The organism is Pseudomonas sp. DR48 (assembly GCF_019823085.1).
Lineage (GTDB): Bacteria > Pseudomonadota > Gammaproteobacteria > Pseudomonadales > Pseudomonadaceae > Aquipseudomonas.
Map to the genome: position 1 here is coordinate 6,683,841 of NZ_CP081946.1, position 14,771 is coordinate 6,698,611.

Below are 14,771 nucleotides of genomic sequence, written 5' to 3' on the forward strand. Positions count from 1 at the left end.
ACGAATTCCTCCCTTTTGGCCGCTTATGCGGCCTTTTTTTATCCACTGCTGGCCGGTGCCAGTGGCAGGCTGAAGCCTATCCGGGCGCCCTCCTCGCTGTCCTCGACTACCAGCGTCCCACCATGCGCGCCGATCACCGACCTGCAAATGGCGAGGCCCATTCCCATGCCGCTGCCTTTGGTGGTGTAGAACGCATCGAAGATCTGCTCGCGCTGGTGCGCGTCAATTCCAGGCCCGTTATCCTGGAAACAAACCACCACATGGTCGTCCTTCACCGCTGAGCCGATAATGATGCATCCATCCTGCAACCCTGCCCCAGCAATGGCCTCCAGCGCATTGGTGATCAGGTTGAATACCACCTGCTGGATCTGCACCGCATCGGCCGACACCGGACATTGCACATCCAGCCGGGTTTCCACGCGCACGTTACGGTTCGCCAGGTCGGTGGCAGTCAGGCGCACGACCTCACCGATCAAATCGTCGATCTGCACAGGCAACCGTTTCAACGGCGCTTGTTTGGCGAGGGCACGAAGTGCCTGGACAATGTCGGCGGCACGGGCGCTGTCTGAGCGGATGTCCTCCAACCCTTGAATCGCCTCGTCCAGATCGGGCTGGTCACGCTTGAGCCAGCGCAGGCTCGCCGAGGCATTGGACAAAATGCCCAGCAGTGGCTGGCTGATCTCATGGGCAATCGAAGCAGACAGTTCACCCAAAACCTTAAGGTGCGAGCTACGCGCCAGTTCTGCGCGGGAACTGCGCAAGTCCGCTTCCATCTGCGCGCGCAGTTGGTTGTCTTCGACCAACCGTGCATACAGCCTGGCAGTTTGCAGTGACACCGCGGCCTGAGAAGCGAGAATTTCCAGCATGGTCAGGCGTTCGGCGCTGAAGAGCTTGGGTACCAGGCTGTTTTCGAGATAGACCAGACCGATCAATGTGCCTTGTTTGAGCAACGGCAGGCACAACATGGAACGTGTCTGGCGCAGTTGTAGATCGGCACTGTAGGCCTCGGGACATTCGGCTCGGGCATCGTCGAGTACCAGGGTCGTGCGTGTGCGCATGGTTGCATTAAGTACCGAGGCAGGCGCCATTTGTTCGAGCGGCTGTCCGGCGTCCAGAGCAACCCGCACGTTGCCGGCTTCGACCGCAGCTGTCGCCGCCAGCTGCAGTTCGGCGCCGCTGACGATCATCAGAACCCCATTGTCGGCACCAGCCTGAATCATCAGGTGATTCATCAGGGTTTCGATCAGTCGTTCTAGCAGTACTTCCTGCGAAAGTGCACGCGCCGCCTCGATCCCCACTTCAAGATCGAGACGGACCTGGGTTGCCGGCCGGGACGGTTCGAACGCCGGCTCAGCACTCAGAAACGGGTGCAAGGTCTCCAGCTGACGCGCCTTGCCCTCGGCCCCCCATTGGATATAGCAGTCACGTGCGACACGCAGGTGGTGGTTGGCACCAGAGACCAATCCGTTGGGCAAGCAGATATCGGCCAACTGTTCATGAGCCAGTGCCTGCTCATGGATGAAACCGGCCGCCGCCGCGGCGATCTGCGATTGGTCAAAGCAGCGGATGGCAACTAGCTCCTGACCACGCATACGGGCAATGCACCCCTCGATCAGCAGCAATTTGTTGCGAAAGGTTGTCGGGTTGAGTTCGACCCATGGCAGGAACCGCTGGCGTTGCCGCTCGAGCTTTTGCAGTTTTTCCGCCACCTCGCCCGGTGCTTGCGCACTGCTCAGGGCCAGGCTGTAGAACAGGTAGTAATCGGCGAGATTTATGTGCGCTGGAATGGACCAGACCAGCGCGGCAGCTTCTTCGAAACGTCGCAATGCGTAAGGGATATCGCGAAAATAAAACGCCGACATACCTGAATACAACCACGACCAAAATAGTGTCGGCTGCGACACTCGGGTGCGATCGATGGAGCCGAAACGGTCATGTTCCGTGGCGTCCAGTTCAGCCAGCGGGCGGTGCGGGCGCCCATCGCGCAGATCGGTGGCGAACGCCTGTTGCGCCAGCAGAATGCGCTCGATGTCGATGTAATGAAATTGACGCACCCATTCCAGGCCATGTTCCAGTTCGTTCAACACACCTTGCAAGGGTTCGCCCATGAACAGCAGGTCCGAACCGATGTGATTGCAGGCATAACAGGACATTCCCAAGTCGCCGCCGGCCTGGCCGCATTCGAACGCCGCGAACGCCTTCTGCCGGGCGTACGCCATCGGCCTGGTCCACGGGCTGACCTGATCAAGCGCCACCAGCGTGCCTGTGCGACCGGCTTCATAGCCGTGCTTGTCGGTGAGTTCCAACGCCACTTCAGCGAAGGCTTGCCCGTCCAGATATTCGCCATAGCGTTCTGCAATCATCACGCCGAACCAGGCAAACCCGTAACCGGTGCTCGGCGTGGTGCCATGCAGCAGCGTGAGTTCGACCATTTTTGCCAGATGCAAAAAGCGTATGTCATCGTCGACGAAGAACGAGGAAATCAACGTGCTGAGCAACTCCATGGCCGTTTCGACCACCGGGTCATCAGCTTTGGGCAAATGCACCAGCTCGGCGATGCGGCGAGCGCCGACGAGCTCACGCACCAGGGTAAATGCCAGGGTCAATTGTTCCTGCGAGGGCCTGCGCTGCAGCGCAATGTCCAGCAGGTTCAGACCGTTCAGCGCCTCGGTTATTGCCCCCTCGTAATCGGAATGCAGCGTGCGCAAGGTGGCCCGTATCCGATAGGTTTTCGCAAGGTCGAGCGCCGTGGTGGCGTGGCTCAGGCAATCGTCGAGGCGCTGTTGCGCGCCAGCCAGATCAGCCAGCAGCATGTCGCACTCGGCAGCCAGCCATTGGGTAGCGAACGCCTGGGTGTAGAGGCTCGACCACCCCGTCTGGCCGAGCAGGCTTTCAGCCGTGCGCAGATAACCCACGGCCTGCTCGACAGCAGCGGTGTCCCTGGCGCGTTCGGCGGCTTCGACTAATAGCTCGACGAACGCGGCGCGGCGATTCGCATCCAGTTCATCGGCGTCAATGCGCTGGACCTGGCTGGCGACTTCGAACACACGCTCATGGATCTGCTCGCCCCACTGATCAAGCATGGCACCAGCAATACGCGCATGCTCGGCGGCGCGTCCCGCCGGTGCCGCAAGCTGACAGGCCGCCTCAAGCACGCGGTCGTGGGGAAACACCAGTTGCTCGCCCTCGCGCAGCAGAAAACCGGTATCGACCAAATGTTGCGCATCACGGGTGATCTGTTGCGGATCACCGGGCAACAGCCGATGCAGCAACGATTCATCACAGCGCCCGCCGACATAGCCGGCCGTGCGCAGCACCTCGCGTTCCATCGGTGCCAGCCGTTCGAGTCGCTGCACCATCAAGTCCGCGACGTTGTCGGCATAGCGGTAACCGTCCACTTCCTGCTGGTTCCAGACCCAGCGGCGACCCTGTACGTCGAAGCGCACGAGACGCTCATCGATCAACGCTCGCAACACCTGGCTGACGAACAGAGGGTTACCGGCCGTCTTGTAGTGCACGACGTGCGCAAGCGCCTCAATCCCCTTCGGATCAGTGTCCAGTTCAGCGGCGATCAGTTCAGCGACCGCGGGCACTGACAACGCCCCCAGCATGACGCGTGTACACGGCAACGATTGCCCACGGCCCAGCACCTCCAGCAATCCCCCCTCACGCTCAAGGGCCTGCGACTCAGCCTCGCGGTACGCCAGGATCAGCACTAAATGCCGGGGCGGCCGCGCGAGCAAGGCTCGCAAGAACGACAGGGTCGAATCATCCGCCCACTGCACGTCATCCACGAACAGCACCAGCGGCCGCCCCGGCAGAGTGAAGATTTCCAATACATCGAGCAACGTCCGGTTGGCACGATCGAGCGCATGTCGGGCCGGCATGTTCGGCAGCTCAGGCGTGCCGCCGATCACCAACTCGGCCTCGGGCGCAAGATCCACCAGGAGCCTGCCTCGGCCCTTGAGCCGTTCGACCAGTTGCTCGCCCAGCGTTTCCAGTTCCAGAGCCGGCTTGCCGAGCAGTTGGGTCATCAGCGACCTGAAGATTTCCGCCAACGGTGCGTATGGAATTTCCTGCTGCAGCAAATTGCTCTTGCCGCTAGCCCAATAGCCGGGTGCCTGCGGGCGGACGCCCTGATGGATCAGCGTCGACTTGCCGGCACCCGGCGCGCCACCGACCAACAAGACCCGGGCAATGCCATCGCTGCGCACCTGACTTATCTGCTCGATCAACTGCGTGCGTTCGGTGTCTCGACCGAACAGAACATCGCTGCGGGTCATGGAAGGCAATGCATCGAAAGCGCCCAGCCGAAACGCGTCGATGCGCTCATGCTCCAGCCACTGCTGTTGGCACCAGGCCAGATCGGCGGCCATCGATGCTGCGCTCTGATAACGGGCACCCGGGTCCTTCGCCAAACCTTTGAGCAGCACTCGGCACAGGCCTTCCGGCAGACCGGTGACATGAATCGCCGGTGATTGGGGCTGGACGGCGGCGTGCACGTGCAGCCAATGGGACGGGTCGCGGCCAGTGAGCGGCAGGCGCCCGGTCAGCGCTTGATAAAGGATCACCGTCAGAGCGTAGGTATCGCTGCGTGCGTCAAAACTGGCAGCATCGCGGCGCACTTGCTCCGGCGCCAGATAAGGCCATTGTTCCAGGCTGGGCAGTTCATCCGCAGGCGCCTCGGCGGCATGACTGTGCAACCCCAGAAGTCTGACCGAGTCGGCGGCCTCCACCATCAGATGGTGCGGGAGCAGACTGGCATGTCGCACACCCGCTTTCTGCGCGCCAGCCATTGCGGTGGCGGCAGCCGTTGCGATGGCCAGAAAACGTTCCAGTGGCAGCCCTGTGTCACCGATCAAATCTACCAGTGGTGTCCCCGTCGCGGGATAAACCAACAAAGGTCCCTCGGCGGAGCGGATGAATGCGACTGGGGCAATCGCCCAGGCCGGATCCCGGTCCAAATGAAAATCGCGCTCCAGCCGCTGGCACGTGGCAGGCCGCTGAATCGGTGCCCGGGCGGCGAGCCAGCGTGTTCCCGATGGCCGATCATGAAGCATGAACCAGGTCAGATCGTTTTCCCGGCGCAGCATTCCCAACGTGCAACGTTCCAGCCAGGCTTCATCGTGGACGACATCAAGTCTGCAGGAACCGGATGATGTGAAAGGACTGCTGGGCATGAACAATCACCGCTAAAGATTCGTTTCGGGCGGAGCCCAAGAGTATACGCAAGGCTCTGGCCCAATGGCTGCGCTCAGGGAATTCTGTCTGTCATCAGCACCATAATGGCCGTTGAGAGCCGCCGCTGCCGATGGTATTTGCTCTCTGAAATCACGGCGCGTTATCCCTCGGGATAATTGCATTATGTGGGGCCCTCCCCTAGCGTGTACGCCTGATGAGTCGACGCTCCGCCGTCACTCTCCGCCAACGCAGTGCAGAGGAACGCATGATCCGACTCGGCCAAGCTACTATTTCCCTGGAGCGGCGCGAAGCATTTCTTGATGGACGTCTGCTGCGTGTCGGGGGCCGGGCGTTCGAAATCCTCTCGGTGCTGATGCAGGCAGATGGCCGGATTGTCAGTAAAGATGAATTGATCACACAGGTCTGGCCCGACACTGTCGTCGAGGAAAACAATCTGCAGGTGCAGATTTCCTCCCTGCGCAAGTTGCTCGGAGAAAAAGAACTCATCCAGACGGTTCCGCGCCGAGGTTACCGAATATTGAAAGAACGTGAACCGCCCCTGCCCCTGTTCCACCCGGTAGCACCGGTCTCCTTGGCGTCCGAGGATCAGAAATCGATCGATCCTGGCAGCGTGCCGGTGTTCATCGTGGATGATGACGCGTCCGTGCGCACAGCACTCAGCCGACTATTACGGGCCGAAGGCATTGCGCACCGGATATTCGCCTCGGCCGAAGAATTTCTCAATGCTGACCTCGAGATCGGTCCCGCGTGCCTGCTGCTGGACGTCACCCTGCCCGAGGCGACTGGCCTGGAACTGCAATCGGTACTCGGACAACGCGGACATCCGTGGCCGGTGATTTTCATGACCGGGTTCGGCACCATCCCTATGTCGGTACAGGCCATGAAAGCGGGAGCGGTCGAGTTTCTGACCAAGCCTTTCAACGACGACCAGTTGCTGGACACGCTGCGCACCACCCGTCAGCGGGCAGCGGTGGCGTTCGAGCAATGGCAGCGCCTTCAGGGCGCCCGTCAAAAGGCCGCCCTGTTGACCCCCCGTGAGCGCGAAGTGCTGCCGCTGGTCGTCGCGGGGCTATCCAACAAACTCATCGCCAACCGGCTGGGCACCAGTGAAGTCACCGCCAAGGTCCACCGCAAACACATTATGGAGAAGATGCAGACGCGCTCGCTGGTGAGTCTGGTCAACCTGTATGGCTTGATCAGCGCAGAGCCGGCGTTTGGCACGCAGGGACCTTCATGACTACTGACAACGCTTGCGCCGTGCCCGGATCGTCCGGTAGCGCCATGATCATCGTCTGTATCGTGGACGACGATGCATCTGTGCGCAAAAGCCTGGCCAACCTGCTCCGGTCGGCCGGATACCGCTCTCGGGTATTCGCCTCGGGGGAGGAATTCCTGGCCCTCGACAACTTCGATGACATCGCGTGTGTGCTGTTGGATCTGAAAATGACCGGACTGTCAGGGATAGGCGTCATGCACGCACTGACAACCGGGAACAGAAAATTGCCGGTGATTTGCATGTCCGCACACTGGGACGAAGCGACACTGGCCGAATCCAGCCGCTATGAGCCCATCGAATGCTTACGTAAACCCTTCAGCGAAGAAGCTTTGCTGAGCGCTGTCGAGTCGGCGCTTCAATGGGAGCGGTGACTACGATTTGGGTAATGCCAAGCCGATGTCGCACTCTAGCGATCTCGTTCACGCACTAACGAAAGCTCAATCATCTGACTCATCTCGGTGAACTCTGGAACCCCGTCATAACGAAGCCCGTCAATGTAAAACGCGGGGGTGCCATTCACGCCGCTGCGTACGCCGCCATTAAAATCGGATTTTATTTTGGGTAGGTAAGTACCGTCTTGCATAGCAAGATAGAGTTCTTCGTCGGAGAGGCCGTGTTTTAGAGCGATGGCCCGAAACAGCGGCAGGCCCAATCGCTCCTGATTTTCATACAATTCGTCGTGAGCCTCCCAGAAGAATCCTCGACTCCCGGCATACTCAGCGGTGACAGCTGCACCCATCGCATGCGGGTGAGCGGTGGTCAGTGGAAAGTTACGGAACACGAACTGCAGATCATCGCGAAAATGCTTTTGTAGCTCTTTGACCATCCAATACGCTTCACCGCAATAGGGACATTCATAGTCGCCAAATTCCACCAGTGTGACCTTGGCATGCGCACTTCCCTGACGATGGTCGTTTTCACTTACCGGGACTTTGAGAGTGGCCATGTGATCACCTGTTAATTTTTGGCTGGCGTTCTTTGTGGCGAATTCGCCAGAGCATCCAGCGCATCCAGAATGCCGTCCGCCCCAGGATTGATAGCCATCGGTGAGACGTAGCTCCAGGCGACCACCCCTTCCTTGTCAATCACGAACAGCGCCCGCTTACAAACCCCCAGGTGGGAGTCGTACGCTCCATACTGTCGCGCCACAGCCCCTTTGGGCTCGAAATCGGCCAGCAGGCTGAAGTGAAAATTCCGATCTTTGGCAAAGGCCTGATGACACCAGGCGCTGTCAACCGAGATACCCAGTAGCGTCGCTCCGTATTCTCTGAATGTGGGTAGCAACTGGTTGTACAAAGTCAGTTGGTCGCCACAAACCGAACTCCAGTCAGCGGGATAAAACGAAAGTATCACGGGATTTCCCTTCAGCTCACGCAGCGACAACTGTTGATCAGGGGTCGCATACAGCGAGAAGTCGGGCGCGACAGTGCCAGCTGACAGCGGCCCCTGACCCAGGTCGTCGTTCGTTTTTTTTGCATCATCCAATTCTGAAGTGTTCATTGCTTGAGCCCTGATAGATGGGTGGTTAGGGTCTGCTCAGCGGGGATACGACTGCCCGGCGGGATTACTCCATCCACCGTCAGGAATATATAAATGGCGACGATGCCTCGATCTCGGCCTGAGCCTGAGTGTTTTCGGCTGCGAGACGTTCATGTTCCGCATCAAGAAGCACGAGGAAGTCCGCCGTGCTTTCGCGGTATTGGATTGAGGCCAGGTGGGTAGCGCAACGGCTGGATTCGCTCTAACGCTGCAATGACTATAGTCGTTGTTGGCGCTTTCCGAGCATCACTTGGGCGCCGTCGATCTGTACCTTGCTCGATAACGTACTGGTGTGATGGGAGCCCTTATGCAGACTTCGCTGGATCATTTAGTCATCGTGGCGCCTACGTTGGAGGCGGGTGACCGCTTCGTGAGTCAGCGACTGGGTGTGGAACTTCAACCAGGCGGTTGCCATCCGCTGATGGGAACCCACAACAAACTGCTTCGGCTAGGCACACATGTCTATCTGGAAGTGATCGCTATTAACCCAGCGGCGCCGCCAGTGAATCGGCCTCGGTGGTTTGGCCTGGACGAGCTGCCAGCCAACGTATCTCCTCGGCTGGCCCATTGGGTCGCTAAAACCGACACCTTGAAAACGCTTGGCCCGATGCTCACAGAGGTCGTCGGACAGGCGCAGCCGATGAGCCGAGGCGAACTGCGTTGGGAGATTACTGTTTTAGCGGACGGCAGACTGCCTTTGGAGGGGGCCGCGCCCAGCCTGATTCATTGGGGACAGCCGGTGCACCCTGCGACGATGCTTGAAGATAAAGGCTGCTCGTTGCAGATGCTCGATATCTTTCATCCGGCGCCAGAGAGGATCAGTCACCTGCTGGAGGCCATGAATTTTTCCGGGCCAGTTCGACTTCACAGGTGCGAAAGCATTGAGGCGTCACGCCTGGTTTCCTCTATCGAAACACCAAGCGGCCTGAGGAACTTATAAGGCAACCATCGCGCCGCCATCCAGATGCCCGGCAGTGGTACAGCCAATCGACAGTCACTTCGTCTGATACGACGGATAAAGACCGGCTAGCCGCGCAATCACAACACCGACATAAAAGACGCCTGAAAATTCTTCGACCATCACAACTGAACGAGCGTGATTGGTCAGCGGGAGAACGTCACCGTAACCGGTGGTCGTCAGCGTTGTGAAGCTGAAATAGATCAGCCTGAAGAAAGTGCCGGGTTGTACAAAGTCGAGCTGACCAGGGCCGAATGAGCCCGGACTGGATACTTCGACCATCGCATAGACGAAGGACCAAACGAAGGCCAGCAGGATGTAACCCGCTAGCGCACCATGCAGCTTGTCCGTCGTAATGGGCCCGCGTTGGAGAATATAGCGAAGTACTCCGCTAAATGAGACGGCAAGAGACGTCGCATAAGCTAATCCCGCAAGGTCAAGCATGGCGATGCTTCCAGCCCACAACGCCGCCCATTGAAGGCCAACCGCAAGCAACGCCAGAGCTGTTTTGAGGATGAACCCCATTCGAGTCTGCCTGGTGGCAAAAGCGCCTACGAGCAGCACGATTGAAAACAAAATGCCAAGCAACGTGCGAGCAAATATGCCTTCTTCAAGAAAGGGGAACAGCAGAATCAATCCCAGCAAGAGCAACAATAGATAGGTGCAGGGCCCGTGCCCTATGACCATCTGAGCTAAATCCGCTTCGGATTCGGCTTTATCTTGCGGATTTTCCATACCGGTATCCCAGGGACTGAAATAACGCTCGAGATCTGATGCAGCGCGGTTGATATCAGACCGGGCCTTAGAAGAGTCGGCAGTGAAATTCTAGTTCGGAATACAGGTGAGAGGATTCAGTTCGCTTGGGGGTGCTAGGAATCGACCAGTGCCAGTCAGAAACTGTTACCGAGGTGGGTGAGTCATACCGAGGGATTGGCCATCAGCGATTGCGCAAGGAGAAACAACCTTGGCCAGAGAAAGGGCATCCCTGCCCTTTGACGAGCTAGAGCGTCGCGTCGATTTTTTTCGCCGCCGCTTCACTGACCCAGGTGTGCCAGATTTCCGGGTGTTCCTTGAAGAAAATCTTCGCCAGCTTGGGAGAATCAATATGCTCCTTGGTCATGCGGGCCAGGTTCTGGTTTAACAGGTCGATCGGCAGATTGACCTTCTCCAGCACGCCTACCAGTTCCGGCGCCTGCTCATGGAAAGCGCTGGAAAGCCCGACTTTGATGCTGATCTTTTTGTCGACACCCGGCTTCTCTTCCAGCTTGACCAGGTCGACCTGCCCCATGAGCGGTGTCGGGGACCAGTAGTAAAACAGTATCGGCTCGCCACGCTTGTAGCTCGACAGGACCGCGGCATCCAGGGCTGGGCCGGTCCCCGGACGGAAGTTGGTGTAGCTCGCTTCGAGGCCGTAGCTTTTTAGCATTTCGCTGTTTTCAAGTTCGCAGGTCCAGCCGGCCGGGCAGTTATAAAAACGGCCCTTCTTCGGCTCTTCCTGATCCTTGAAAAGTCCGGCGTACTGCGTCAGATCGGCGATTTTTTTCAGGTCCGGAGCCTTGGGCTTGAGGTTGCGTTTGGCATCGCCTTCGACCACATACCGCGGCACATACCAGCCTTCGGTTGCGCCAATGATCGGTGCGCCGACGCCCACTACCTTCCCGGAGTCTGCCGCCTTGTTCCAGACTTCGCTGCGACCCACCCATTCTTCCGCCAACACTTGAATATCATTGCTGCTCAAGGCGCTCTCCATCGTGATGGAATTGCCCGGCAGCGTATCGATGGCACAGCCGTAGCCGTCCTTGAGCAAAACCTGCAACACGTCGGTGAGCAACATGCCGCTTTCCCAATTGAGCCCGGCGAACTTCACCGGTTTGCCCGACTCGCACCAACCGGCGGCCTGGGTCGCTGCACTACCGGCCAACAGACCGAGGGAAATCAGTGTGGCGGTAAGGTTTTTTTTGATTTTCACAATCGCACGCTCCAACACAGTGAACAGGGTTATGGCAGTGCAAACGTTCGCCACATCAGTGGCGAACAATTGTCATCAACGTAAAACTCAAGCTCCTTGATGTATCGTCGGGAACCAATCTTCGCGCAGTCTCTGACCGGTCTGCATCGCATGCCCTGGATACGGTGGAGAGGTCCGTCCTGGACGCTCGAAGTAACGGATGTCGTCGCCAAGCCAGCGCAGCGACAACACACGTCGACGCTGCGCCGATGCATTGCCCCTGGCGCCATGGACCGTGCGGAAATCGAACAGCACTGCATCGCCAGGCTGCATCTCCCACTCAAGCACTTGCATGCCCTCTTCCTTGTCCGGATCAGGCGCGTCACGGTACCCGTCCGCGTCCCGGTAAAAATCGCTTTGATCGGCCCAGTGGACGGGTTTTATCCCCTTCTCCCAACGGTGTGAGCCCGCAAGCAGCCGCAGTGTCGATTCGCGCACTGGGTCCACGGGTATCCAGAAACTGACGTTCTGGTTGCCCTCGACAAAGTAGTAGGGAATGTCTTGATGCCAAGGCGTGGCTTTCTGCGCCCCCGGCTCCTTGACCAGCACATGATCATGGAAGAATTGTGCCGATTTCGAACGCATGACAGCGGCAGCGACGGAGGCTGCCGGAGACTGCTCCACCATGGCGCGAAACTCGGGGATCCGTTGCCAGTTGCAATAGTCATCGAAAAAACCGCCCGGCTTGTCATCCTTCTCGACGTATCGGCTGGCGTAAACGCCTGGCTCGTTCAGATTGCGCTCAATACCGGCGGCAATGGTCTCGATCCAGTCACTGAAAATGCCGCGCAGGCAAACCGCCCCATCGCGTTGAAAGGCCTCAATGTCTTTTTCGTTAATGGTGTAGGAACTGCGTGTCATGACCTGAAACTCCCTCGAACAAGAAATAAAGGTGGGCGCAGGACAAATATTTCATGACACTCAACGAAGATAAAATAATATGTCTTGATCTGACACCGAAGAAAATCTTATGAAGTTCAGCCTGCGACAACTGCGTTACGCACTCGCTGCGGCCAAGCATGGCAACCTCACGCTGGCGGCCGAGGAGTTACACGTTTCCCAACCCTCGATCTCCACGGCCATTACCGAGCTGGAACAGCTTTTCGAGCAGCCACTGTTTGTTCGCCAACGCGGGCTCGGCGTGTCCCTGACGCCTTTCGGCCGCACGGTGATGGCCCAGGCCAAACGTGTCTTGGCCGAGGCTCGGAGCTTTTCGGACATCGGGAGTAACAGCAACGATTTTTCCGGAGAACTGGTGCTGGGTTGCTACGAGGACCTGGCGCCTTATTGCCTGCCGCAAATCCTGAGGCGCGTGCAACAGGACCATCCTCAGGTCACGGTCGATATGCGCGAAGGCGGGTTCGAATATCTGGGCAAGCGTCTCGCTGAAGGCGCCCTGGAGTTGGCGCTGACGTACGACCTGGGGTTGCCGGCAAACATGGAATGCATCGTGCTGCGCCAGTTGACGGCCCATGCCTTGTTGGCGGCTGATCACCCGCTGGCCAACGAGACCCATGTCAGTCTGCAGGCTCTGAGCGAATGCAACCTGGTGGTGACTGACCAAATCCACAGCTGGCAACACGTGCTCGACCTGTTCAATTTTCATGGGCTTTCGCCCGCCAGCGTCCAGCGCACACACAGCTTCGAGTTTCAGCGCAGTCTCGTCGCCAATGGATTCGGCGTGGCGCTGACCTACACCAGACCCTTCGGCGACCACAGCTACGATGGTCAGCCACTGGTCTGTCGTCCGATCCGCGAAGAGCTGCCTGCACAGCGCATCGTATTGGCCTATGACCAGCGCTACCCGTTAACGCCACCTGCCGAGGCGTTCAAACAACAAGCCGTGGCCTGGTTCAACGAACGGCCGCCGTTTGCCGCAAATTGAGTCAGTGAGCCCCTTCCCGCACCCAGCGCCTGACTTCAGCCTGTATCGCATAAGCCGGCGCCTCCACCGCATTGAAATCCTGGGTATAGCGCTGGGCAAATCCGTTGACTCCCCATTCCTGAAACTGTTGCACGTGCTTGAGTTCGTGAGCCCAGACGGCGAGGTTCTGTTCTGCGGTTTGAGCGTCCCGGAAGAGGATGATGTCGATCAGCGTCACGGCGCCGACATCGGGGTTTTGCAGCATCGCGGTGGCAGCGGTGAATTGGCTGGCATCGCTGACTTTGTAGTGCGCGGCATCAAGGATGCCGGGGTCGTACCAGCGCAGCAGTTGCTCGCGGATGTGCGGCGGGATGGGTTGGATGTCGGCGCTGGCGGCTTCGGCGCGAGCTTGGGTCAGCCACAGCGCCAGTGCAGGCGCCGCGACCTGGTAAATGTCATCGGGCAGTGTGCCGAGCAGCGGGCTCAGGTCTGGCAGGCAGACACAACTGTCCAGGCACACTGGTTTCTCGCCAGCGGGACAGTCGTTGGCGTGGGCTGGCACGACAAGTGTCAGGCCAAGAACAAACAGCGCCAGACGCGGGGTGATGGGCGACATGAGCCCCTCCAGGGACGCGAGCAGCGAGTCACAACTGATCAAGTTCGTGTATAGCTTTCACGTATCCCTGTCGGTTTCTTCTCCATGATTGCTATGGATCATAGCCGCGCCTCAGGACTAGCCGCCATCAGACGCCGAACGTGAACTTCGACGGATCTTCCTTGTCATGCTGCCTGTTGCCCCAACCCTCCCATCGATGGCGAAGTCACTCATTTCGCAGTAGCCGTCTTGAACTTCGTCCAGGTACGCATGCGCGCCCGCATGTCGGCCTGGGGAATGTCCTTGCCCGGAATCAGCCGTGCATAGGTGGCCTCATCGAGGTAGATGTCCGGGTTGTTGCGCATCGTCGCATCGACGCTCGGCCGCGCGTTGGCGTTGGAGGTCGGGTAGCCGGTGAAATTGCTGATGGCGGCCATGTTCTGTGGACGCATGACGAAGTTGATGAACGCGTAAGCATATTCCGGGTGTTTGGCGTCGACCGGAATGGCCATGGTGTCCATCCACACCGTGGTGCCTTCACGGGGGATGCGGTATTCGAATCGGGTGGTCTTGCCGGCGCTGTCCGATGTGCGTTGCGCCTGGGTCATGTCGCCGCTGTAGCCGAGCGACAGGCACAGGTTGCCGTTCACCAGATCGGTCACCGGTTGCGACTGGAACTTGCGAATGTACGGCCGCAATTTCATCAGCAATTCACTCGCTGCCGCCAGGTCCTGCGGCTTGGCGCTGCGCGGTTCGCGACCGAGGTAATTGAGCACCACCGCCAGCACTTCGTCTGGCGAGTCGATCATCGAAATACCGCAGTCGGCAAATTTTGCGGCCAGTTCCGGTTTGAACAGCATGTCGAGGCTGTTGACCGGCGCATCCGGCGAGCGTTGTTTGATTTGTTCGGCATTGTAGGTCAGGCCGATGGTGCCCCAGGTGTAGGGCACAGTTGCTTGGCTCGAATGCTCATACTGCGCGCGCAACTTCTGCAGACCGGGCTCGACGTCATTCAGGGCGGTGAGTCTGGAGCGGTCCAGCGGCAACAGGCTACCGGCGCGCATCAGGCGCTCGGCAACCGTGTCGCCGGGGAAGATCAGGTCATAACCGCTGCCGCCGGCGAGCATCTTGGCTTCCAGCGTTTCGCTGCCATCCATGACGTCATAGATCACCTTGATCCCGGTTTCTGCAGTGAATTGGGCGAGTGTGTCTTCGGCAAAATAATCGGCCCAGTTGTACAGCCGCAGGGTTTTCTCTTCGGCGCGCAGCGATGGCGAGGCGAGCGCCAGACCCAAAGCGGCGAGCAACAGCGTGTGGGGAATGCGCATG

General features: G+C 58.9%; 12 protein-coding genes and 1 pseudogene. 4 read left to right on the forward strand and 9 right to left on the reverse strand.

Annotated elements, in window-relative coordinates; translation table 11 throughout:
• Positions 1 to 38: 38 nt before the first annotated feature.
• The gene (locus tag K5K95_RS30275) at positions 39 to 5,093 is read right to left on the reverse strand and encodes a trifunctional serine/threonine-protein kinase/ATP-binding protein/sensor histidine kinase (protein ID WP_222590478.1); all 5,055 of its coding nucleotides are present in this window, start codon (positions 5,091 to 5,093) and stop codon (positions 39 to 41) included.
• 353 nt (positions 5,094 to 5,446) lie between these two features.
• Here K5K95_RS30275 and K5K95_RS30280 point away from each other — a divergent pair, with 353 nt between their 5' ends.
• Together K5K95_RS30280 and K5K95_RS30285 are read left to right on the forward strand one after the other, a co-directional pair.
• Positions 5,447 to 6,439: a response regulator gene (locus K5K95_RS30280; protein ID WP_222587485.1), complete on the forward strand. Its 993-nt coding sequence runs from the start codon at positions 5,447 to 5,449 to the stop codon at positions 6,437 to 6,439.
• 44 nt (positions 6,440 to 6,483) lie between these two features.
• Positions 6,484 to 6,849 carry a response regulator transcription factor gene (locus K5K95_RS30285; RefSeq protein WP_222590479.1) on the forward strand — a complete coding sequence of 122 codons (366 nt, stop codon included), beginning with the start codon at positions 6,484 to 6,486 and terminating at the stop codon, positions 6,847 to 6,849.
• Positions 6,850 to 6,884: 35 nt separating this feature from the next.
• Here K5K95_RS30285 and K5K95_RS30290 read toward each other — a convergent pair whose 3' ends face one another.
• The 3 genes and pseudogenes from K5K95_RS30290 to K5K95_RS30300 all read right to left on the reverse strand — a co-directional run.
• Positions 6,885 to 7,424, reverse strand: coding sequence for a DsbA family protein (locus K5K95_RS30290; RefSeq protein WP_222587486.1), 540 nt, complete (start codon positions 7,422 to 7,424; stop codon positions 6,885 to 6,887).
• An 11-nt stretch (positions 7,425 to 7,435) separates the two neighbouring features.
• Positions 7,436 to 7,978 carry a redoxin domain-containing protein gene (locus tag K5K95_RS30295; RefSeq protein WP_222587487.1) on the reverse strand — a complete coding sequence of 181 codons (543 nt, stop codon included), beginning with the start codon at positions 7,976 to 7,978 and terminating at the stop codon, positions 7,436 to 7,438.
• Positions 7,979 to 8,057: 79 nt separating this feature from the next.
• Positions 8,058 to 8,219: pseudogene (locus tag K5K95_RS30300) on the reverse strand (hypothetical protein); the annotation flags it as partial.
• 105 nt (positions 8,220 to 8,324) lie between these two features.
• Here K5K95_RS30300 and K5K95_RS30305 point away from each other — a divergent pair.
• Complete coding sequence (locus tag K5K95_RS30305) at positions 8,325 to 8,957, forward strand: VOC family protein (RefSeq protein WP_222587488.1); 633 nt, start codon at positions 8,325 to 8,327, stop codon at positions 8,955 to 8,957.
• Positions 8,958 to 9,011: 54 nt separating this feature from the next.
• Here the strand turns inward: K5K95_RS30305 and K5K95_RS30310 are convergent, their stop codons facing one another.
• The 3 genes from K5K95_RS30310 to K5K95_RS30320 all read right to left on the reverse strand — a co-directional run bounded on the left by K5K95_RS30310 (position 9,012) and on the right by K5K95_RS30320 (position 11,844).
• On the reverse strand, positions 9,012 to 9,710 hold the full coding sequence (locus K5K95_RS30310) for a potassium channel family protein (protein WP_222587489.1): 699 nt from the start codon (positions 9,708 to 9,710) through the stop codon (positions 9,012 to 9,014).
• 265 nt (positions 9,711 to 9,975) lie between these two features.
• Positions 9,976 to 10,944, reverse strand: coding sequence for an ABC transporter substrate-binding protein (locus K5K95_RS30315; protein ID WP_222587490.1), 969 nt, complete (start codon positions 10,942 to 10,944; stop codon positions 9,976 to 9,978).
• An 87-nt stretch (positions 10,945 to 11,031) separates the two neighbouring features.
• Positions 11,032 to 11,844, reverse strand: coding sequence for a phytanoyl-CoA dioxygenase family protein (locus tag K5K95_RS30320; protein ID WP_222587491.1), 813 nt, complete (start codon positions 11,842 to 11,844; stop codon positions 11,032 to 11,034).
• A 109-nt stretch (positions 11,845 to 11,953) separates the two neighbouring features.
• On the opposite strand from K5K95_RS30320, the gene K5K95_RS30325 reads away from it, so the two are divergent.
• The gene (locus K5K95_RS30325) at positions 11,954 to 12,868 is read left to right on the forward strand and encodes a LysR family transcriptional regulator (RefSeq protein WP_222587492.1); all 915 of its coding nucleotides are present in this window, start codon (positions 11,954 to 11,956) and stop codon (positions 12,866 to 12,868) included.
• A 1-nt stretch (position 12,869) separates the two neighbouring features.
• Here the strand turns inward: K5K95_RS30325 and K5K95_RS30330 are convergent, their stop codons facing one another.
• Positions 12,870 to 13,463, reverse strand: a complete 594-nt coding sequence (locus tag K5K95_RS30330; RefSeq protein WP_222587493.1) for a DUF4157 domain-containing protein — start codon at positions 13,461 to 13,463, stop codon at positions 12,870 to 12,872.
• A 209-nt stretch (positions 13,464 to 13,672) separates the two neighbouring features.
• Complete coding sequence (locus tag K5K95_RS30335) at positions 13,673 to 14,770, reverse strand: extracellular solute-binding protein (RefSeq protein WP_222587494.1); 1,098 nt, start codon at positions 14,768 to 14,770, stop codon at positions 13,673 to 13,675.
• Position 14,771 lies beyond the last annotated feature (1 nt).

Bases quoted from the DNA above. Each gene is read 5' to 3' on its own strand.
- K5K95_RS30275 (WP_222590478.1), bottom strand. From the start codon at position 5,093: ATGCTGCGCCGGGAAAACGATCTGACCTGGTTCATGCTTCATGATCGG.
- K5K95_RS30280 (WP_222587485.1), top strand. From the start codon at position 5,447: ATGATCCGACTCGGCCAAGCTACTATTTCCCTGGAGCGGCGCGAAGCA.
- K5K95_RS30285 (WP_222590479.1), top strand. From the start codon at position 6,484: ATGATCATCGTCTGTATCGTGGACGACGATGCATCTGTGCGCAAAAGC.
- K5K95_RS30290 (WP_222587486.1), bottom strand. From the start codon at position 7,424: ATGGCCACTCTCAAAGTCCCGGTAAGTGAAAACGACCATCGTCAGGGA.
- K5K95_RS30295 (WP_222587487.1), bottom strand. From the start codon at position 7,978: ATGAACACTTCAGAATTGGATGATGCAAAAAAAACGAACGACGACCTG.
- K5K95_RS30305 (WP_222587488.1), top strand. From the start codon at position 8,325: ATGCAGACTTCGCTGGATCATTTAGTCATCGTGGCGCCTACGTTGGAG.
- K5K95_RS30310 (WP_222587489.1), bottom strand. From the start codon at position 9,710: ATGGAAAATCCGCAAGATAAAGCCGAATCCGAAGCGGATTTAGCTCAG.
- K5K95_RS30320 (WP_222587491.1), bottom strand. From the start codon at position 11,844: ATGACACGCAGTTCCTACACCATTAACGAAAAAGACATTGAGGCCTTT.
- K5K95_RS30325 (WP_222587492.1), top strand. From the start codon at position 11,954: ATGAAGTTCAGCCTGCGACAACTGCGTTACGCACTCGCTGCGGCCAAG.
- K5K95_RS30330 (WP_222587493.1), bottom strand. From the start codon at position 13,463: ATGTCGCCCATCACCCCGCGTCTGGCGCTGTTTGTTCTTGGCCTGACA.
- K5K95_RS30335 (WP_222587494.1), bottom strand. From the start codon at position 14,770: ATGCGCATTCCCCACACGCTGTTGCTCGCCGCTTTGGGTCTGGCGCTC.